Here is a 21,759-nt window from a genome sequence, read left to right as displayed (position 1 = left end):
CGCGAGCTATTCCAAGACTCGACGCGCCGGCCGGCGAGGCGAAGCCTCGTCCGAGGTCACGGATTTACTCCGTGACAGCGCCACCGAATCAAAAGGGCGGTCCCCCCGGGGCCGCCCTTTTTGTGGCGCTCGCCCGACGACAAGAAGCTGCCGAAAACTTCGGCCACCACTACGTCGGCTAAACCATTACGCCGAAAAGAATAATCGACGGGGCATCATTGTCTGCCGCGCTTCGACGATAGAATTGCTACCTGATTCGCCAACGTTCGGTTGAGTATCGGACGGCCGATTGCTTAACGTGTCATCCTGGCTATTCGACGGATGGTGAGGCGATGATGCGTGGATATCGATCGTTGCTCGTGGCCCTCGCGGTGGGCGTGTCCTGCACCGGCGTCGCCGCAGATGGTCATCGCAAAGCGTCCGACGGCGTAGGCGATAGCGGCGGTACCTCCGCGGGATTTCGTCAGGTATCGAACGATCTGATCGCGCAGGTCGACCGGATCTGCGCGCTGTCCAAGCGGCCGTGCCCCAGCATCGCGATCGCCGATAGCGACGCCGTCCCGCTGGCGCGGACCGCCAACGGTGTGGCGCTGTCCGCCGCCGTTCTCGATTCGGTACGATCGCCGCTTGAGCGAGTCGGGCTGGCGTCACTGCTCATCACCTGGTTCGACGAAAGTGCGAGCCGCACGCGTCCGGCCAAGTCCGACTTGGGCAGTCAGTTGCTGGCGCTCGGCGTCGCCGGTGTCGGCGAGAGGATCGACCCGCTCAAGCGAACCGCCGATGCCGTCCGCATGCGCAACTTCCAGTATCGCGGCGGCCCGGTTGCGCCACGCGGCACGCCGCTGGCCTCGCAGACGCTGGCGCTGACGATCGCGGCCGGTGGGTGTTCGGGGCCGCTGGTCGCCATGCTTAATCGGCTGTCGCAGGTCGGCCCGAATCCTACGCCGGAGCATCGCCGCTTCTCGGCGTTCGCCGGCGGCGTCGTGCGCGATCTGGGAGCGGCGGCCTATCCGTCCGATTTCTCGTGCACGCAGACCGCCTCGCAATGATCCTCGACCGTTGATCCGCCGGCCGGCGTCGCGCGAGCGTGCAGCGTCGGTTGGAGTGTCCGCGCTCCGTACCGCCGGAAGCCATGACGCCCGCCCGCGCGGAACCGCCCGGCCTGACGCAAGTTGATCCTCATCAGCTTCCTCTCTAGGCGAAACGAATGGGCGACGACTCCCCCGCCACCGCTCCGCTGTCGCGCGACCGTTACCGGGCGCTGTTCGATTCGATGGATGAGGGGTTCTGCATCATCGAATTCTTCGATGGGCCGCACGGGCCGCTCAGCGACTATGTGCATGTCGAGGCGAATGCGGCCTACGAACTGAACGCCGGTATCCCCAACGTCGTCGGCCAGAAGCTGCGTGAGATGGTGCCCGACGAGGCCGATGCCTGGGTCGCGCGCTATGGCGAGGTGTTGCGCACCGGCCAGCCGATCCGGTTCGAGCAGGAACTGGTCGCGACCGGCCGTCACCTCGAACTCTCCGCCTTCCGGCTCGAACCGCCCGAGGCGAAACAGGTCGCGGTACTGTTCAAGGACGCCACCGCGCGCCGCCAGGCGGAGACGGCGCTGCGCCAGCTCAACGAGCATCTGGAGGCGCGCGTCGCCGCCGCGCTCGCCGAACGCAAGCTGCTCGCCGACATCGTCGAGGGGACCGACGCGTTCGTCCAGGTCGCCGACACGCAGTTCCGCTGGCTGGCGATCAACAAGGCGTCGGCCGACGAGTTCGAGCGCATCTATGGCGTTCGTCCGGCCGTCGGCGAATCGATGCTCGACGTGCTGGCCGAGCAGCCCGAGCATCGCGAGGCGGTCCAGGCGATCTGGGCCCGCGCGCTGGGCGGCGAGCCGTTCGTCGAGGTCGGCCCGTTCGGCGATCCGACCCGCGACCAGCGCTCCTACGAAATGCGGTTCAGCCCGCTGCTCGATGGCGAGGGGCGGCAGATCGGGGCCTATCAGTTCGTCTATGACGTGACCGATCGCCTGCGCGAGCAGGAGCGGCACCGCGAGACCGAAGATGCGCTGCGCCAGGCGCAGAAGATGGAAGCGGTCGGCCAGTTGACCGGCGGCCTCGCGCATGATTTCAACAATTTGCTCGCCGGGATTTCGGGCGCGTTCGAGATGATCCGCACGCGGATCGCGCAGGGGCGGATCGGCGACGTCGAACGCTATCTGTCGGCCGGGCAGGGGGCGACGCGGCGCGCGGCGGCGCTGACCCATCGGCTGCTCGCTTTCTCGCGCCGGCAGACGCTGTCGCCCAAGGCGATGGTCGTCAACCGCCTGCTCGGCGATCTGGCCGAACTGGTGCGGCGGACGGTCGGGCCGGGGATCGAGATCGAGACGATCGCCGCCGCCGGTCTGTGGTCGACCCTGGTCGATGCCAACCAGCTCGAAAATGCGCTGCTCAACCTGTGCATCAATGCGCGCGATGCGATGCCCAATGGCGGCAGGATCACGATCGAGACCGCCAACAAATGGCTCGACGAACGCGCCGCCCGTGAACGCGGCATGGAGCCCGGCCAGTACGCCACGGTGTGCGTCAGCGACACCGGCGTCGGGATCGAGAAGGACATGCTCGACCGCGTGTTCGATCCGTTCTTCACGACGAAGCCGATCGGCGAGGGGACCGGGCTCGGCCTGTCGATGGTCTATGGCTTCGCGCGCCAGAGCCACGGCCATGTCCGCATCTATTCGGAAGTCGGGCACGGCACGATGGTCTGCGTGTACCTGCCGCGCCATATCGGCGACGACGAGGCGGAGGACGCCGCCGCCCCGATCGAGGTGATCGCGGCGAGCGACGGGCAGGTCGTGCTGGTGATCGACGACGAGCCGACCGTGCGGATGCTGGTCAACGACGCGCTGGTCGATCGCGGCTATGCGACGATCGAGGCGGCGGACGGCGCGGCGGGCCTGCGCGTGCTCGAATCGCCGGCGCGAGTGGATCTGCTCATCACCGATGTCGGCCTGCCCGGTGGGCTCAACGGGCGGCAGGTGGCGGAGGCCGCGCGCAAGCTGCGCCCGGGCCTGAAGGTCATGTTCATCACCGGCTATGCCGAGAATGCCGTGCTCAACCACGGCCATATCGAGCGCGGCATGGAATTGCTGACCAAGCCGTTCGCGGTCGACGACCTGACCAGCCGCGTCGCGCGGCTGCTGGGGGAGTAGTCGACACCGCCTCCCGGCCCGCGCCAAGTGCCGGAGCCTGCATGCTTTCTGCATCGTTCAATCATTCGACACCGCGATATGGTTAGCGTACAGCGGTCCGATGGCCGATCTTCCTGCGACGCCGCTGCTCGACACCGTCCACACGCCCACCGACCTGCGCCGGCTCGATCCCGGTCAATTGCGTCAGCTCGCTGACGAACTGCGCGCGGAGACGATCAGCGCGGTTGGCAGCACCGGCGGTCATCTCGGCTCGGGGCTCGGGGTGGTCGAGCTGACCGTCGCGATCCATTACGTGTTCGATACGCCCGACGACCGGCTGATCTGGGACGTCGGGCACCAATGCTATCCGCACAAGATCCTGACCGGGCGGCGCGACCGCATCCGCACGCTGCGCCAGGGCGGCGGGCTGTCAGGGTTCACCAAGCGGAGCGAGAGCGAATACGACCCGTTCGGCGCGGCGCATTCGTCGACCTCGATCTCCGCCGCGCTCGGCTTCGCGATCGCCAACAAGCTGGCGGGACGGCCGGGCAAGGCGATCGCGGTGATCGGCGACGGCGCGATGTCGGCCGGCATGGCGTACGAGGCGATGAACAATGCCGAGGCCGCGGGCAACCGGCTGGTCGTCATCCTCAACGACAACGACATGTCGATCGCGCCGCCGGTCGGCGGGCTTTCCGCCTATCTCGCGCGGATGGTATCGTCGAGCGAGTATCTGGGCTTCCGCAACCTCGCCAAGAAGATCACGCGCAAGCTGTCGCGGCGAGTCCACAACGCCGCCGAAAAGGCCGAGGAATTCACCCGCGGCATGGTGACCGGCGGCACGTTGTTCGAGGAGCTCGGCTTCTATTATGTCGGGCCGATCGACGGGCACAATCTCGACCACCTGATCCCGGTGCTGGAGAATGTCCGCGACAGCGAGCAGGGCCCGATCCTGGTCCATGTCGTGACCAAGAAGGGCAAGGGCTACGGCCCCGCCGAAGCCGCGGCGGACAAGTATCACGGCGTCCAGAAGTTCGACGTCATCACCGGCGCGCAGGCCAAGGCGCCGCCGGGGCCGCCCGCCTATCAGAACGTCTTCGCCGACCAGCTCGTCAAGGATGCGCAGAGCGATCCGACGATCGTCGCGATCACCGCGGCGATGCCGTCGGGCACCGGGCTCGATCGTTTCGCCAGGGCGTTTCCCGACCGCACCTTCGACGTCGGCATCGCGGAACAACACGCGGTGACCTTCGCGGCGGGCTTGGCGGCGCAGGGGATGCGGCCGTTCTGCGCGATCTATTCGACCTTCCTCCAGCGCGCCTACGACCAGGTGGTGCACGATGTCGCGATTCAGAATTTACCGGTGCGGTTCGCGATCGATCGCGCCGGGCTGGTGGGGGCGGACGGCGCGACTCATGCCGGCAGCTTCGACGTAACCTATCTGGCGACCTTGCCGAACTTCGTCGTGATGGCGGCGGCGGACGAGGCTGAGCTGGTCCACATGACGCACACCGCCGTGCTCCACGACAGTGGGCCGATCGCGGTACGCTATCCGCGCGGCAATGGCACCGGCGTCGCGCTGCCGGCGACGCCCGAACGGATGGCGATCGGCAAGGGTCGCATCGTCCGCGAAGGCAAGAAGGTCGCGATCCTGTCGCTGGGCACGCGGCTGGCGGAGGCGCTGAAGGCGGCCGATGCGCTCGATGCCAAGGGGTTGTCGACAACGGTCGCCGACCTCCGCTTCGCCAAGCCGCTCGACGAGGACCTGATCCGCCGCCTGCTGACGACGCACGAAGTCGCGGTGACGATCGAGGAGGCCGCGGTCGGTGGCCTCGGTGCGCACGTCCTGACCTATGCCAGCGACGCCGGCCTGATCGACGCCGGCCTCAAGCTCCGCACCATGCGCTTGCCCGACCTGTTCCAGGACCAGGACAAGCCGGAATTGCAATATGCCCAAGCCGGCCTCGACGCCGACGCGATCGTCGAGACGGTTCTGAAGGCGCTGCGCCACAACGACGCGCGAATGGCGGATACCGGCGTCGCATAGTCGGCGCGCCGACAGCGACGAGCTGCCGGCATCGATTTGTCATGTGGATCAATCGGGGTGACGATCCTAATGCGTCGTCGCGTTGACGGCGGTTCCCGGCGTCACCAGCCCAAAGCGTGTGCTGCTCGGCGTGCCCGGCGCACCGTAATCGGACATGGTGACGACGGGGTCGTTCGACAGCGTGGGATCGGGCGAACGATTGCCGACCAACAGACGCTCGGTCTGTGAAATCGTACTGTCGCCGCAGGTATAGCCGTCCGGATGATCGGCGGCGGCCTGGCCGTTGATCCGCGTGCCGGTGCACATCATCAGCCACCTGTTCATGACGTGCCGGTCCCAGCCGCCCATCCAGTCGAAATGCATCGTCGATCCGGGTGTTTGCCACGTGGCGGGGTTCGGATCCATGCGGTCCGACGACAGGTACATCTTGCGGCGCATGGCGAAGGTGTAGGCCGGAAATTCGGTCTTCACCTCGAAATGCATCACCCAATACCAATGGTCGGGGCACACCCGATCGTCCTCACCGCCATAGCCGTCGCGATAGAGCGGATAGCGCATGTGCTGGCGGCCATCGGGGGACCGCAGGTTCTTGCCGTCCCAGCATGGCGGGGCGACGATATTGGCGATCAGCGTATAATCCGACCCTTCGCACTGGCCATGCCACGGATCGCTGCCGTCGGGGTTCACGAGATTGCGCGTGAAGGACGCCGACAGCGCCGGAAACACACCCGGCCCGGTCGGCATCACCGTCGTGCCGACTTTTGGCCCGGACTTCGCGTAACACTGCCAGCCATACCAGCCGTCATACCGGCCCGGCCGGTTCCGCGCTTTGTCGAAACCCGTCGAAATCTCGCTCTGCCGCGCGCTGTTGGTCGGATCCTGCGGGTTGACGCCGCCGATGAACGCAAAGTCGTTCAGCGGCCGGACGCGCTTGTCGGCACCGACATAGGCTTCGAGATTGTAGTAGAACGTCACGATATTGGGTTTGACCGGCACCACCACGCCGGCCGCGATTTCGTAGAACAGGGTCGGTTCCCAATAGGCGGTGGCGTTGAGCGGCCCGCCGGCACAACTCGATTTTGGCGAATTGCGCAGGCTCGCATAATCCGAATTTGCCGTGACCCCCATGTTCCCGAAGAAGGTATGGTGGTGGCCGAACACCGGTTGGCCGTGTCCGACGATCGGATCGAACTGGCCGAATTTGGCGAAGGCGCAATTGGTGCGGAACTTCGCTTGACCGGAGTCGATGCGCGAAATGCCGTCGCCCACGATCCACTGGTTGCGAGTGTATCGTCCCGCTTCGTCGATATCGGCGGGTTCGTAGGCAACCGCGGGCGGATCGCCGCCCTGCGTCGCGGTGAACGTCTCGGATGTCACGTCATTACCGGGATAGCCGACCGTCGGGACTTGGACCCAAAGCGGTGTTTGCTGGCCCAGCGGCCCCCACGATTGCGCGATCGCAGGCGAGGTGCCGAACAAGGCGGCAAGCGCGATGAACTTGGTCTTCATTTTCACAGGCTCCAGATCAGATTGACGACGCGCAGATCACCGTAACCATAGCCATCATGGGGCGAGCCGGGGATCGTGACATTGGCGCTCGAAACCGTTTTTGCGTAGACGACGCCGCCGATTTGGCGCGCATCGCCGTCGCCCTTGCTGTCGAGTTCGACGGCCCCGCTCGCCGCCATGTTGCGGTAGCCTGGATCGTCGTCGATGCTCACCCACAGGATGGCGATGCCGCCATCGGGCACGGGAATGTCGGCATCGACATCGTGCGTATCGGCATTTGTGACCGCTCGCGTATCGAAATAGATGTTCGTTGCGTCCGGTGGTCCGGCCGCCGCATTGCGAACCGCGATGACGTGCACGACACATCCCAGGGTCGAGCCGGTCGTGGTCACGCGAAGGTTGTCCAGGGACGCTACGCTGCCGACGTCGGCGAAATAGGCGTAGCAGTAATGGTTGTTGTGGCCGGTACCTCCACCGACCGGCGCGAAGGTGACGCCCGCGGCGTCCACTCCGGCCAATGTCGGGGCGCCGTTGGACGCGAAGTCCAACAATACGAGTACCTTGTCATTCGAACGGCACGCGATGGCCGATGGCATGGCGACCGTACCGCTGGCATAGCCGAAATCGAGGAATTCGGAAGCGAGCTTCACCGCCGCGACCCGGCCGGCCATCGTATCGGACAGGACGGCCGACCAAGCAGTCGTTGCTCCGCGCAGAACGCCTTCCTGGACCTCGACCATCGATCCAGCCGCAAAATCGGTCGCATCGAAAAGCGGCCAGGCAAAAGACGCCATGCCGTCTTCGCTGTCGAAGAAATCGTCGCTGCTGACGAGATGATCGGTTTCGTAGGTCCACGCAGCATCGTTCACGCGCCACCGGCAACGAATCTTGTCGCTCCCGACGATCACGTTCGCATAATAGCCCGACCACGACATCGGGTTTGCTCCCGCGACGGACGTGCGGGTCAGCACGGGCGGGGTTGCCTGGTAATTGTCGATGACGGTTGCCGATATCGCACTGACGCGCGGACTGTTCGGGCTGTCCTCAAGCGTTTCCGTGAGCGTGATCGTCGACGATGCCACAGGGCCCGTACCGTCCCAAGTCCATGTTCGTGCGACGGCGTCGATGACGAGACCATCGGGCACGCCGCCGACGCTGATGATACTGTCGTCGGTGGCACCCGTAATCGTTCCGGACGCTGGCTGGCCGATGATGAACGTCGCGCTCGACAGGGCCAGTTGTGGAAGGGCCGGCCGCTCGAATACGTTCGTGATCTCGACGGTGAGTGTCGAATCCCGGAACGGATGATCCACGCCGCCAAGCGTTTCGCGGATAACGGGATGATGGACCGAAGCGGTTTCGTAATCCGTCGGATTGGTGCCGGCGGTGAGCGTCCACTCGTCGCCACTGCCGGCCAAGGCGAATTGCCGCCCGACATCGTCCATGAGCGAAAGCGTCGATCCGGGCTTCTTGCCGAGGATGCTGCCGATGACAGTCCCTTCGACGCTGTTTTCCAATAGGCGGTTATTCGAAAGCGATAACGCACCGAGCGCCGTTTGGCCCAGTTCCGCCAATTGGCCGTAAAGCGTCTCGACATCGTACGCCGTGCTGTTTCCGCCGCGCGCGGCGATCAGTTGCCGTAATAATGGTACGGAATCATAGTCCGTCGGCGTCTCGCCGGAGGCCGATACCGCTTCTCTCAGCAGCCCGATGACGCTCCATTGCGTCGGCACGCTGCCGTAGAGGGAAACGAGGATACGAAGATTGTGGACCAATGATAGGTCGGTCGGTGTGCCGCCTGCTGCTTTGACGGCAGCACGCAACGAAGCATTGATACCCATTTGTCAGCGACTCCTTGAAAAGGTGGTCGCGCTCGCAGTCTTTCGGAATGAAAGGTCGTTTTGCCGCATCACGCTGCTGACAAATGTAATCCTACAATTCTCCAACAATCGCTTCTGTTTGGCGATAAGGATCACGGCATCAGCGCGCGTCGAGCACCGTGCGATGGTCGCGGAAGTTGAGCGCGGCGCGGCGGAGGAAATCGTCGATCGCCGTCATTTCCGCCTGGCCCTGCAGCGGGCCGGCGGGGGCAGGGAACTGGCCGTAGCCGGCGAGCAGGCAGTGCCACGAACTCGCCGGGTAATAGCCGCCGATCCCCTGGTCGGCGATCTCGCGCTCCAGGTCGCCGCCGGTGAACCAGCAGGTGATGATCGCCTTCAGCGAATCCGACAGGTCGTCGTTGGCGGCATTGTCGCGCCAGTAGGCGGTGTCGGTGCGCCGGTTCATCCGATAGTGGCAGACGATATAGTCGCGGATGCCGTCGTAGCGCGCCGCGACCGCGGCGTTGAACGCATCGCGTTCGGCCGGGCCGAAGCCGCCCTGTTGCCACGCCTGCACGAACCCCTCGACCGTCGCCTGGACGATGTGCAGCGCGGTCGCCTCGAGCGGCTCAATGAAGCCCTGCGCCAGCCCGATCGCGAGGCAATTGCCGACCCAGCTGCGCTCGACCCGGCCAACCTTCATCGCCAGATGCCGCGCCACCCCGTCCTCGCCGAGCCCGAGATGGGCGCGCAATTCGGCCTCCGCTTCCTCGGGCGAGGTGTAGCGCGAGGCATAGACGTAGCCGTTGCCGGTGCGGCTGGTCAGCGGGATGTCCCATGCCCAGCCGTGGCGGAGTGCCGTCGCTTTCGTGGCGCTGGCGGTGAAGGTCGGGTCGGCCGGGGTCGGCATCACCACCGCGCGGTCGTTGAACAGATTGCCGGCGAACGAGCGGAACGGTTCGCCGAGAGCGCCTTGCAGGATCATCGAGCCGAATCCGCTCGAATCGACGAACAGGTCGCCAGCGATGGCCTCGCCGTCCTCGGCGACGAGATGCGTGACGTGGTCATCCGTCACCGCGACGTCGACGATGCGCCGCTGAAGGTGCTCGACCCCGCGTGCGACGGCATGGTCGCGCAGGAACGCGCCGACCTTGTGTGCATCGAAATGGTAGCCGTAGCTCGGCCCGAGCGGGAAGCTCTCCGGCGCGATCGGCGCCAGCCGCTCCGCCGCGAGCAGCGCCGGCAGGAAGAAGCGATCGGGATGCGCCCACACATCGCGACGATGCCGCCGCGCGCGCGCGTTCGCGACGAACGTCGGCGCGGTGTGCAGGTCGAGCGGGCCGGGGAAGGGGTGGAAATAGTGCGCGAACCCTGGTGCCTCCGACCAGCCGTGGAACGCGATGCCGTTCTTGTAGGTCGCGTCGCACGCCGGCATCCATTCGGGTTCAGCGATGCCAAGCGTGTCGAACAGCGCCTTCAACTGCGGGGTGGATCCCTCGCCGACGCCGACGATGCCGATCTCCGGGCTTTCGATCACCGTGACGCGTGTCGCGCCGCCCATATGGTGCGCGAACAGATTGGCGGCGATCCACCCCGCCGTGCCGCCGCCCAGGATGACGATGCGGCCGGGCGGCGTCACCCGAGCAGCCAGGCGAAGATGTCGTCCATCCGTGCCGCCCAGGCATTCTCCTCGTGTGCGGCGCCCTGATACGTACGGCTCGCGAAATCGCGGCCCTCGCGCCAGCCAAGCCGGACCAGTTCCGCGTCGATCGCCGCCTGCCACGGCGCGTAATTGGCGTCGAGCGTCTTGGTCCCGTGGTCCATCCACAGCTTGCGCCCGGCGGGCTTGCCCAGGTGCGCGGCGAAGAAGCGCTTCCACAGCCCCAGCACGTCGGCGTGCGGCGGCAGCTCGGTCGGCATCGTCAGTAGCCAGTGCGTCGAGACGCAGCCGGCGCGACCGAACACCGTGGGATAGCGCACGAACGCGTAGCAGGTGATGAGCCCGCCCATGCTCGACCCGACCATCGCGGTGTGCGCGGCGTCGGGTAGCGTGCGGTAGGTGCGGTCGATCATCGGCTTCAGGTCGCGGACCAGGAAACGGAGGTACGCGTCGCCGGTGATCGGGCCGCCGGCACTCTTGTCGAACACCGCGCGCACGTCGGCGGGGGCGATGTCGTAAATGCCTTGCGGGAAATACTGGCGGTAGCGCGCGCCGAGCGGGTTATCGATCGCGACGATGATGAACGGCGCGACGCGCTTGGCGGCGATCAGGCGCAGCGCTGCCTTGTCCGCGCCCCACACCTTGTGGAACGCCGATCGCTCGGGGAAGAACACGTTCTGGCCGTCGTGCATGTAGACCACGGCGTAGCGGCGGCGTGACGCGTCATAGCCGGGCGGGAGCCAGACCACGATGTGGGGTGCGGCGATCTCCGGCTGGGTCGAGGTCGCTGCCGGAATCTCGACGAAGCGGCCGGTGTCGGGCGCGGTCTCGGCCAGCGCGGGTGTCGCGACCAGCGCGAGCACCAGCATCGCGAGCGCGCGGATCATGCCCGCTCCGCGACAAGAGCGGCGAACGCGCCGAAGCACCAGTCGGTCACATCGTTGACCTGCTCGATCACGCGCCAGCGCTCGGGCTGGTCGGGCCGCCACGCAATCTCGCCGTCGCCGATGTTGAATACGCAGAGCAGGCGTTGTCCTGGCACCTCGCGCTCGAACACCAGGAGGGGCCCGGCGGCCTCGACGATCCGCATCGTGCCGGTCAGCAGCGCGTCGCTCGCGCGCCGCCAGTGGAGCAGGTGCCGCGTCAGCGCGAGCAGCGAGTCCGCCGTCGCCTCCTGCCGATCGACCGCCAGCGCGGCGTGATCGGCGCCGACCGGCAACCACGGCTCGGTCGTGGAGAAGCCCAGTTGCGGCGCGTCAGCCGTCCACGGCATCGGCGTACGCGCGCCGTCGCGCGACAGCGTCAGCGGCCAGTTGGCGATCGCTTCGGGATCGCGCAGCCGGTCGAACGGGATGTCGACCTGAGTCAGGCCGAGCTCTTCACCCTGGTAGAGGAAGATGTTGCCGCGAAGGCACGTCAGCAACAGCACCTTCAATCGCCCAAAGGCTTCCCGATGCTCCGGCCCGACCCAGCGCGACAGCGCGCGCGGCGCGTCGTGATTCTCGAACGCCCAGCTCGGCCAGCCCGTGCCCGGCGTGTCCGGCCATTGCTCGACCGCGTCGCGCACCAGCGCGGGCGTCAGCGTGTCGGCATAGAGGAAGTTGAAGCCATAGGCCGAATTGAGCCGGCGCTGATCGGCGGTGAAGGCGTGCATCTCCGCCTCCGGCGCCGGCCCGCCGACCTCCGCAACCGTGAACCGCGCGCCGTAGCGGTCGGTCAGGTCGCGCACGCGTTCGAGGAAACCCGGAATGTCGGGATGGCTCTGGTTGTGGACGTGGAGCTGGAAATCGAACGGCCGCGTGCGCACGCCGTTGCTGGGCGGCGCGGGTGGATTGTCGCGCATCTCGGGATCGTGCATCGCGAAGTTGATCGCGTCGATCCGGAAGCCGTCGACGCCGCGGTCGAGCCAGAACCTCGCCGTCGCGAGCAACGCATCCTGCACGGCCGGATTGTGGCCGTTCAGCTGCGGCTGCGCGCTCAGGAAGTTGTGCATGTAATATTGGCCGCGCCGCGCGTCCCACGTCCAGGCGGGACCGCCGAATACCGATTGCCAGTTCGTCGGCGGGCTGCCGTCGGGCTTGGCGTCGGCCCAGACATACCAGTCGGCGCGAGCGTTGGTGCGGTCGGCGCGGCTCTCCGTAAACCAGGCATGCGCGTCGGACGTGTGCGAATAGACCTGGTCGATGATGACGCGCAGCCCCAGCGCATGCGCGCGGGCGATCAATGCGTCGAAATCGGCGAGCGTCCCGAAGATCGGGTCGACGTCGCAATAATCCGCCACGTCATACCCGAAATCGGCCATCGGCGAGGTGAAGAACGGCGACAGCCAGACGCCGTCCACCCCCAGCGACGCGACATGATCGAGATGTGCGGTGATCCCGGCCAGGTCGCCGATCCCGTCGCCGTTCGAATCGGCGAAGCTGCGCGGATAGATCTGGTAGATCGCTGCCCCGCGCCACCACTCGCGCGTGGTCGCGTCCGCCCTGGCGATGCTGGCAAGCTCGTTCACGGCCGGGCCTCGCAGACGGCATAGCCCAAGGCGGGCAGGGTGACGCTGACGCTGCCCGGTGCGCTCGCGGTGGCGGCGCACTGGCCGGCGAGCGTGGTGAAAGCGGCCGACCGCGTCTCGACCAGCACGTTTTGCGTGATCGGGCTGGTCGAGGTGTTGAACGCGAGCAGGATCTCGCGTCCGCTGGTCGGGTCGAAGCGGGAGATGGCGAACAGGCCCGGCTTCTCGCCGAACGTGCGCACGACCTGGCGGCCGCGGGTGAGCGCGGGGTGGCTGGTCCGCACGCGCGCCAAAGCGGCAATCTCCTTGAACAGCGGATGGTCCATCCCGAAGCTGGGCGTCGCGGTCGTCTTGGTCGTGCCGAGCAGGCGGTCGGTGTTATAGACCGCGACCTTGCTCCCGAACATGTCCTCGCGCGCCAGCTGGTCACCACCAGTGCCGACGAAACCCTGCTCGTCGCCATAATAGATGGTCGGCACGCCGCGCAGCGTCAGCAGCATGGCATAGCCGAGCTCGACGCGCTTCAGGACCTCGTCGTCGCTCGCCTTGGGCATGCCCTGCCGAACGAACATCGCGAACCGTCCGGCATCGTGATTGCCGAGGAACGTCGGCAACTGCATGGCGCCGGCCGCCCCGCCTTCGTAGATCGGGTCGGCGAAGAACAGGCGGAACAGCTCGCTGGTGCCGGCGCCGGCTCCGACCGTATCCACCACCGCGCGAGCGAACGCGAAGTCGAGCACGGCGGGCAAGCCGTCGACGCGGGTATGCTCGGCGAGGCGGGCCGGGTCGAGCTGATCGGTCGCGACTTCGCCGAAGATGTGGAAATTGGGGATGCCCTTCGCCGCGGCGCGGGCGCGCATCGCGGGGACGAACGCCTGCCAGAATTCGGGGTTCACGTGCTGTGCCGTGTCGATGCGGAATCCGTCGACGCCGAACCGGTCGATCCAGCCGCCGAAGATATCGATCATGCCGCTGACGACCTTCGGATTCTCGGTCATCAAATCGTCGAGGCCGGAAAAGTCGCCGAGCTGCGAATCCTCGCCATAGAAATCGGAATCGCCGCGATTGTGATAGAGCGTGACGTCGTTCAGCCAGGCCGGCGTCTTCGCATGCTCCTCGCCCTTCGGAATGTAGGGCGTGTAGGCATAATTCGGGTCGGTCAGCTTGGCGAAGTTCTCACGCGTCTGGACGCCGTCGCCGGCGAAACCAGGGTTGATCGGCGCGCCGTTCACTCCGCCCCGGCGCTGATACGGATAATCGGCGCGGCTGTGGTAGGCGCAATGCTGATCGGGCACGCATTCGCGATACTTGATGACGTCGGCGGTGTGGTTGACGATGATGTCCATATAGACCTTCATCCCGCGCGCGTGCGCCGCATCGACCAGCGCCTTGAAGTCCGCGTCGGTGCCCAGGTGCGGATCGACCGTCGTGAAGTCGATGATCCAATAGCCGTGATAGCCCGCGCTTTCGTTGCCGGGCGGGCCCTGGACGGGCTTGTTCTTGAAAATCGGCCCGACCCAGATCGCGGTCGCGCCGAGCGCCTGGATATAATCGAGCCGCTTGACGAGCCCCTTCAGGTCGCCGCCGTGATAGAAGCCCTTGGCGGTCGGATCGTAGCCGGTGCGCAGCCGGTCGCCGCTCAGGCCGCCGCGATCGTTCGCGGGATCGCCATTCTCGAACCGGTCGGGCAGCAGGAAATAGATCACCTCATCCTGCGGCAAGCGGTCGCGATAGGACGCGGCGGCCGGCGCGATCTGGGCCGGGGCGGGGAAAGCCGGCAACGCGGTCGCGGCGAGCAGGAAAGTGAGAGAGGCGGTACGGATCATGCGGCTGACTCGGCTTTTGCGCCGGTCATCGCGGCGATGAAGGAACGGTGGTCGGGCATGGCGTCGGCGCGGACGCGAGCTGCCCGGGCAAGGGTATCGAGGAACGGCCCGATCTCGGCGCCCGCGACATTGTCGGCGAGTGGGGACCAGCTCCGCGGTTCGATGCCCTGGCCCAGCATCACCTGTCCCCAGCTGTCGTCGAGGAACAGTTCGTCCTCCTCGCGCACGAACGCGCCCGATTCTTCGAACAACGCGATCTTCTCCGCCAACGTCGCGGGCAGATCGATGTGACGGCAATGGTCCCAGAACGGCTCGCCGACGCGATCGTTGGCGACGTAATGCAGTACCAGGAAATCGCGCACCCGCTGCCACTCGATCGTCGACAGCCGGTTGAACGTGTCGCGCGCGGTGGCGAGGTCGGTGAGGTCGCGCGGCAGGACGTTGAGCAATCGCCCCAGTGCCGACTGGACGAGGTGGATGCTGGTCGATTCCAGCGGCTCCATGAACCCCGCCGCCAGCCCGAGCCCGACGCAATTGGCCGCCCAGAACTCCCGCCGATGCCCGGTGGTGAAGCGGATCGGCCGCGGATCGGCGAGGGGCTCGCCCTCCAGATTGGCGAGCAGCAGCACGCTCGCTTCATCGACCGACATGAACTCGGACGCGAAGACGTGGCCGTTGCCGGTGCGATGCTGGAGCGGAATACGCCATTGCCACCCCGCGGGCCGCGCGATCGACTGGGTATAGGGCCGCAAGGGGCCGCTGTTCGCGCACGGCACGGCGAGCGCGGTGTCGCAGGGCAGGTAGCGCCGCCAGTCGACGAACGGCACGTCGAGCGCCTGGCCGAGCAGGAGGCTGCGAAAACCCGTACAGTCGAGGAACAGATCGCCTACGACCGCGCGCCCGCCGTCTAGCGTCAGCGCGCGGATGTCGCCGCTCGCGCCGTTGCGTTCGACACTGGCGATCGTCCCCTCGACCCGGCACACCCCGTTCGCCTCGGCATAGTCGCGCAACATCGCGGCGAACAACGTCGCGTCGAAATGATAGGCGTAGGCGAGGTCGGGCAGGTTGCGGTCGCGCCCGTCGCCGATCACGAACTTGCCGCGCCGGGCGGCGGCGACGTTGGCGCTATAGTCGCCGTAATCGCCCGCGACGCCCAGCGCACGTCCGCGCAGCCAGAGTTGGCGGAACGGGATCAGCCCGACCCCGCGCCCGACCGTGCCGAAGCTATGGACGTACGAATGTCCCACCCGCCGCCAGTCGACGAACTCGATCCCCAGCTTGAAGCTGGCGTTGGTGCGGCGCAGGAACTCGGCCTGGTCGAGCCCCAGCCCGATCAGCAGATTGTGGATCTGCGGGATGGTCGCCTCGCCGACGCCGATCGTGCCGATCGCGTCCGATTCGACCAGGGAGATCGTCGCGCGGTTGCCGAGGAACCGCGCGCACGTCGCCGCGGCCGTCCATCCCGCCGTCCCGCCACCGGCGATGACGATCCGGAACGGGGCGGGGTCGAGGGGCGCGGAATGGCTCATGCGCGACCTTCAGAAACGATCGGCCCCGCCGGCGCAACCCGGCGGGGCCAGATACGGATCAGAACTTGAAGGTGAACCCGCCGACGAAGCGGCGCCCGTAGCTCTGATACTTCAGGAACGACAGCGGATCGGTCGAGCCGAGCGTCGCCGAGCGCGTGTTGGTCAGGTTCTGGCCCTGGATATAGAGCGACAGCCCGCCGAGCGCCGACGTCTTCGGGAAATCGTAGCCGATCTGCGCATCGTAGATCGTCTCCGCCAGCACCTTCTGGCGATCGAGCCCGCCGCTGTAGAGCGCGAAGTCGCCGAGGAACGACGAGCGATAGCGCATGCTGCCGCGGACGCTGAAGCCGTGCCCTTCATAGAAGGCGGTGATGCTGCCGACCCACTTCGAATAGCCCGGGATCGTCGTCACCTGACCCTTGAAGTCGTACACCTTGGTGATGGTGTAGCCGCCACCGCCGGTCAGGCCGAAGCCCGCCAGCGCGCTCGAGAACACGTCGAACGGCAGCGTCCCGGCGATTTCGGCGCCGTACAGGTGGCCGCCATGCGTGTTCACCGGGCCGCTGAACTGACCGATCGGCGATGACGGCACCTGACCGCCCGGCTTCGGGAAGCCCGAATAGTCGAAGTTCAGGTCGAATGCGCTCGGATCGATATAGGTGGTGATGTCCTTGTAGAACGTCTGCAGCGCGAGATAGCCCTTCGAGCCGAAATACTTCTCGAAGTTCAGGTCGAACGCCCATGCCTGGTACGGCCGCAGCAACGGATTGCCGCCGCCGCCGCTGTAGATCGCCGGGCTGCGCGTCGTGTCGACACCGAAGCTGACGACGTTGTTCAACTGGTCCATGCGCGGCCGCATATATTCCTTCGACGCGGCGAAGCGGATCACGAAGTCGCTGTTGGTGCGCAGCGCCAGGTTCATGCTGGGCAGGACCATCCAGTAATCGTCCTTGACCGGCAGATAGGTCTGGCCGCTCGACAGGACGCTGGTGTGTACGCCCTGCACGCCGATATTGCCGGTCAGCGTGGCACCGCCCAGCTGGCCGTTCAGCGTCGCCATCGCATAGGGCGTCAGCACGTCTTCGTCGATGCCGTAGCCCTTGGTCGTGCCGTAGCTGTTCGGGATGTAGACGAGCACGCCGTTGGCGACGAGCGTCCGCGGGTCGTAGGCGATGATGTTGCCGAGCCCGCGGTCGAGCGACACCGGCGTCAGCAGCAGGTTCGACGGGATCGCCGCGGTAGTGGCGCCGTTCGGCGGGCTGAGGAAGCCTTCGTTGGCGTTCAGCGTCTTGGTCCGGGTGGTGAAGTCCGCCCCGACCTTGATCGACTTCACGAAGCCGCCGATCTCGCGCTCGACCTCCAGCTTCGCTTCGACCAGGTCGTCCTTGGTGTTGCGCAGGTTCGAATAGCCGGCCTGGACCGGCGATCCGCTCCAGCCCTCAACGTCGGTCAGCACCAGCGCGGAGCTCGCGCCGTTATAGTTGCTGGTGAACTGCGGACCCGTCGGGGTCACGACGTACGACACGATCGCGGTCGGGTTGGCGAGCGCGCGGCCGAGGCCGGCGGTCGTCTGGATCGAGCTGTCCTTGCGGACCGTGCGCGACCAGCTGAGGTCGCCCGTCGCCTTCCAGCCGTCGTGGTTGTCCCACGCCATGTTCCAGCCAATCGAATATTGGTCGGCGGTGCGGTCGTTGGCGTAATTCTCGATCAGCGGCGTCCCGGCGATGGTCGCGGCGGTGACCAGGCCGTTGCTGTTGGTCTTCACGTTCGAGATCGCGTCGTGACCGCAGCCGCCGCCGCAGTTGAACGGCATTTCGAAACCGCGCTGGTCGACGCGATCGACGAAGTGCGAATAGAAACCGTCGATCGTGACCAGGAAGTTGTCGCTCATCTGCGCCTGGACGGTTGCGTTGGTGCCGAACCGCTTCAGCTTGTCGGTTTCCGACCAGGTCTTGATGCCGTTCATGCCGGTGCCGCCGCCCGGATAGCCGCCATAGCCCCAGGCGTTGAAGTCGCGGGTCTGGTACGGCTCGTCGGTGTACGCCGCCGAGATCGCGACGCCCAGCCGGTCGTCCATGAACTTGTCGACGAAGGTCGCGTAGGCGCGATAGCCCTTGTCGCTCGAATTCGGGTCGATCTTCTGGTCGACATAAGTGCCGCGCGCGCCGATCGCGAGGACGCGGTGGCTGACTTCGAGCGGGCGGACGGTGCGCAGGTCGATGCTGCCGACCAGGCCGCCGGCGGTGTGATCCGCCTCCGCCGTCTTGTACACGTCGACGCCCGACAGGATTTCCGACGGATACTGGTCGAACTCGACCGCGCGGCTGTCGTTGGTGGTGGTCTGCTGGCGACCGTTCAGCGTGGTGGTCGAGAAGTCCGGACCAAAACCGCGGATCGAGATGATGTTGGCGCGACCCGCATTCCGCTGCGACGAGATGCCGGGCAGTCGCGCGATCGATTCGCCGATGCCGTTGTCGGGCAGCTTGCCGATGTCTTCGGCCGAGACCGATTCGATCACCGTCTCGGCGTTCTTCTTCTTGGCCGTCGCCTTGCCCAAAGCGGCACGGAAGCCGGTGACGACGATGTCGCCGGTCGCCGGCGCGTCGGCCGTGTCCTGCGCCGTCGCATCGGGCGTCGAGGTCGCGGCGGTCTGCGCGAAGGCGGTGCCGCCGCCGAGCAGCAGCGCCCCGGCGCTGACGCCGATGGCCAGCGCGATACGGGTGCGCGACGCCGGACGAATGAAAGCAGTCATCAAAACCTCCCCTGCGGCCGATCGCATCTGACGCGGATCGGGCAATTCTCGATCGTGATTGGAATTGACGGCGGGCAAAGGGAAGCACACGGCATACGTATTCAGACTTATGCTGTTGCCGGATTGCAACATTCGTTGGGGAGGGCGGCATGTCGTTGGAAAAGCCGACCAGTTTCGACATCGCCGCGCTGGCCGGCGTGTCGCAGCCGACCGTCAGCCGAGCGCTGCGCGGCGATCGCACGGTCAGCGAAGCGACGCGGTTGCGGATCGAGGCGATCGCGCGGCAACTCAACTACACGGTCGACAAGAACGCGTCGGCGCTGCGGCGCGGCCAGTCGAACACGCTGGCGCTGCTGTTCTTCGAGGATCCGACGCCGGACGATTCGCTCATCAATCCGTTCTTCCTGGCGATGCTGGGGACGATTACGCGGACCTGTGCGCTGCGCGGCTACGACCTGCTGACCTCGTTCCAGCAACTCTCCAACGACTGGCACGTCGATTACGAGGATAGCCGCAAGGCCGACGGGATCATCCTGCTCGGCTATGGCGATTATGAGGATTACCGCTCGCGGCTCGACCAGTTGAAGGCGCAGGGGACCCATTTCGTGCGCTGGGGATCGGTGCGGCAGGGGCCGGCGGGCGCGACGATCGGCTGCGACAACGTCCGGGGGGGGTACGAGGCGGGGCGGCACCTGCTCGGCGGCGGGCGGCGGCGGATCGCTTTCCTGGGCGAGGCGTCGAGCCATTATCCAGAATTCGAGGATCGCTATCAGGGGCTGGTCGAGGCGCTGGGCGAGGCGGGGGTCGCGGTCGATCCGGCGCTCCAGGTCGATGCCATCACCACCGAGGCGGCGGGTTATGACGCGGCCAACGCATTGCTCGCGCGCGGAGTCGCGTTCGACGCGGTGTTCGCGGCCAGCGACATGATCGCGATGGGGGCGATGCGCGCGCTGGAGGGGGCGGGGCAGCGCGTGCCGCACGACGTCGCGGTGGTCGGGTTCGACGATCTGCCCGCCGCCGGCCTGACGCATCCGCCGCTGACCACGATCGCGCAGGACTATCGCCGCGCCGGAGAGTTGCTGGTCGATACCCTGCTCGCGCGCATCCGCGGCGAGCCGACCGCGGCGGTGATCCTGCCGCCGCGGCTGATCGTGCGCGGATCGACCGCAAGTCCCTGAATCGGACCGGTTGACCGCATGGCGGCGGCGCGCTCACCCTCGCGCGCGAGACGAGAACGATCGAGGGGAGCGATGAACGAACGGCCGCGCCAGTCCTTTGCCGGACTGTGGAACATCTCGTTCGGATTCTTCGGAATCCAGATCGGTTTCGCGTTGCAGAACGCGAACATGAGCCGTGTCTTCCAGACATTGGGGTCGAGCCTCGACGACTTGCCGGCGCTGTGGGTGGCGGCACCGCTGACCGGGCTGCTGGTCCAGCCGATCATCGGGCACATGTCCGACCGCACGTGGCTCGGGCGGCTGGGGCGGCGGCGGCCGTATTTCCTGACCGGGGCGATCCTGGCGACGCTGGCGCTGCTGGTGATGCCGCTCGCGCCCGCCTTGTTGTTCGCCGCCGCGATGCTTTGGGTGCTCGACGCCTCGCTCAACATCTCGATGGAGCCGTTCCGCGCGTTCGTCGGCGATATGCTGCGCAAGGACCAGCACGCGACGGGCTACGCGGTGCAGACCGCGTTCATCGGCGCAGGCGCGGTGGTCGGGTCGATCTTCCCGAAGGTGCTCGAGCATCTGGGTGTCGCCAACACCGCGGCGCCGGGCGCGATTCCCGATACGGTCCGCTACGCCTTCTGGTTCGGCGGGATCGCCCTGTTCGCCTCGGTCGCATGGACCGTGCTGACGACGCGCGAATACAGCCCGGCGGAGATGGCCGCATTCGATGGCGAGGCGGAAGCCGAAGCGCATGACGCGATCCGCCTGCTCGCCGCGCGCGATTACGGGTCGAGCGCCGCGTGGATCGCCGGCGGCGCGGTGGTGATCGCCGCCGTCGTCGCGTTCGGCCTCAAGAAGGAAGTCTATCTGCTCGGCGCGCTGCTGATCGCGTACGGTATCGCCAGTATCGTGGCGATCGCGGGCGCCAAGCGCGGCGCGGCGCCGTCGATCCTGGGGCACATCGTCGGCGATTTCTCTGGCATGCCGACGCTGATGAAACGGCTGGCGCTGGTCCAGTTCTTCAGCTGGTCGGCGCTGTTCATCATGTGGATCAATACGACCCCGGTGGTCGCGCAATATGCGTTAGGCGCGACCGACCCGGCGAGTGCGCGATACCAGGAGGGCGCCAACTGGGTCGACGTGATGTTCGGGACCTATAACGGCGTCGCCGCCGTCGCGGCGCTGACGCTGCTGCCGTGGTTGTCGCGGCGGATCGGGCAGGTGCGAACGCACGTCGTCGGGCTGCTGTGCGGGGCGGTCGGCTATGCCAGCTTTTTCGCGATCCGCGATCCGAACTGGCTGCTGGCGAGCGAGGTCGGCATCGGCATCGCCTGGGCCTCGATCCTGGCCATGCCCTACGCCATCCTGGCATCGAGCCTGCCGCAGAAGAAGCTGGGCGTTTACATGGGATTGTTCAACGTCTTTGTCGTGGTACCGCAACTGCTGGTCGCGACCGTGATGGGCTCGATCATGAAGGCATGGTTCCCGACCGAGCCGATCTGGACGATGGCCTTCGCGGCCGGCGTCATGGCGCTGGCGGCGATCGCGATGCTGCGGGTGGAGACGCGCTGACCAGCGGCGCTTGGTCGGTCGGTTACTTCTTCGATCGCACCCGGCGCTTGGTCGGTGTCGGCTTGGCCGCCGGTTCCGCCATCTTCACCACCGTCCCGCGCGGAAAACAGTGGAGGGAGAATCGGCCGTCTTTGTCCCGGCATGGGACGGCGCTCGGCCTGACAGCCGGCGTCGGATGCGTCTGC

The 21,759-nt window shown here is 66.6% G+C and carries 13 protein-coding genes; 5 read left to right on the top strand and 8 right to left on the bottom strand.

Annotated elements, in window-relative coordinates:
* Positions 1-359 precede the first annotated feature (359 nt).
* The 3 genes from J0I47_RS06610 (at position 360) to dxs (ending at position 5,231) form a co-directional block, all read left to right on the top strand.
* Entirely contained in the window at positions 360-1,049 is a 690-nt protein-coding gene (locus tag J0I47_RS06610) for a hypothetical protein (protein WP_294045720.1), read from the top strand.
* Between the two features lie 158 nt (positions 1,050-1,207).
* Positions 1,208-3,205, top strand: coding sequence for a PAS domain-containing protein (locus tag J0I47_RS06605; RefSeq protein WP_294045719.1), 1,998 nt, complete (start codon positions 1,208-1,210; stop codon positions 3,203-3,205).
* Between the two features lie 100 nt (positions 3,206-3,305).
* Entirely contained in the window at positions 3,306-5,231 is a 1,926-nt protein-coding gene (dxs, locus tag J0I47_RS06600) for a 1-deoxy-D-xylulose-5-phosphate synthase (RefSeq protein WP_294045717.1), read from the top strand.
* A gap of 66 nt (positions 5,232-5,297) precedes the next feature.
* Here dxs and J0I47_RS06595 read toward each other — a convergent pair whose 3' ends face one another.
* The 8 genes from J0I47_RS06595 to J0I47_RS06560 all read right to left on the bottom strand — a co-directional run bounded on the left by J0I47_RS06595 (position 5,298) and on the right by J0I47_RS06560 (position 18,836).
* On the bottom strand, positions 5,298-6,740 hold the full coding sequence (locus J0I47_RS06595) for a DUF1996 domain-containing protein (RefSeq protein ID WP_294045716.1): 1,443 nt from the start codon (positions 6,738-6,740) through the stop codon (positions 5,298-5,300).
* Between the two features lie 2 nt (positions 6,741-6,742).
* Positions 6,743-8,581 carry a hypothetical protein gene (locus J0I47_RS06590; RefSeq protein ID WP_294045714.1) on the bottom strand — a complete coding sequence of 613 codons (1,839 nt, stop codon included), beginning with the start codon at positions 8,579-8,581 and terminating at the stop codon, positions 6,743-6,745.
* Between the two features lie 139 nt (positions 8,582-8,720).
* Positions 8,721-10,199, bottom strand: coding sequence for a tryptophan halogenase family protein (locus J0I47_RS06585; protein WP_294045712.1), 1,479 nt, complete (start codon positions 10,197-10,199; stop codon positions 8,721-8,723).
* A complete protein-coding gene (locus J0I47_RS06580) occupies positions 10,196-11,107 on the bottom strand; it encodes an alpha/beta hydrolase-fold protein (RefSeq protein WP_294045710.1) in 912 nt (303 codons plus the stop codon). Before J0I47_RS06580 ends, J0I47_RS06585 begins: the two co-directional genes overlap by 4 nt.
* Positions 11,104-12,729, bottom strand: coding sequence for an alpha-glucosidase (locus tag J0I47_RS06575; protein ID WP_294045709.1), 1,626 nt, complete (start codon positions 12,727-12,729; stop codon positions 11,104-11,106). The genes J0I47_RS06580 and J0I47_RS06575 overlap by 4 nt, the downstream gene beginning before the upstream one ends.
* Complete coding sequence (locus tag J0I47_RS06570; RefSeq protein WP_294045707.1) at positions 12,726-14,555, bottom strand: alpha-amylase family glycosyl hydrolase; 1,830 nt, start codon at positions 14,553-14,555, stop codon at positions 12,726-12,728. Before J0I47_RS06570 ends, J0I47_RS06575 begins: the two co-directional genes overlap by 4 nt.
* Complete coding sequence (locus J0I47_RS06565) at positions 14,552-16,084, bottom strand: tryptophan halogenase family protein (protein WP_294045706.1); 1,533 nt, start codon at positions 16,082-16,084, stop codon at positions 14,552-14,554. The genes J0I47_RS06570 and J0I47_RS06565 overlap by 4 nt, the downstream gene beginning before the upstream one ends.
* A 58-nt stretch (positions 16,085-16,142) precedes the next feature.
* Positions 16,143-18,836, bottom strand: a complete 2,694-nt coding sequence (locus J0I47_RS06560; RefSeq protein ID WP_294045704.1) for a TonB-dependent receptor — start codon at positions 18,834-18,836, stop codon at positions 16,143-16,145.
* A gap of 149 nt (positions 18,837-18,985) precedes the next feature.
* Between J0I47_RS06560 and J0I47_RS06555 the strand changes: the two genes are divergently transcribed.
* On the top strand, positions 18,986-20,014 hold the full coding sequence (locus J0I47_RS06555) for a LacI family DNA-binding transcriptional regulator (RefSeq protein WP_294045702.1): 1,029 nt from the start codon (positions 18,986-18,988) through the stop codon (positions 20,012-20,014).
* Between the two features lie 72 nt (positions 20,015-20,086).
* Positions 20,087-21,574: an MFS transporter gene (locus tag J0I47_RS06550; RefSeq protein WP_294045701.1), complete on the top strand. Its 1,488-nt coding sequence runs from the start codon at positions 20,087-20,089 to the stop codon at positions 21,572-21,574.
* Positions 21,575-21,759: the final 185 nt, after the last annotated feature.

The organism is Sphingomonas sp. (genome assembly GCF_017304635.1).
Lineage (GTDB): Bacteria > Pseudomonadota > Alphaproteobacteria > Sphingomonadales > Sphingomonadaceae > Sphingomonas.
This window is presented reverse-complemented; position numbering and strand designations above follow the sequence as displayed.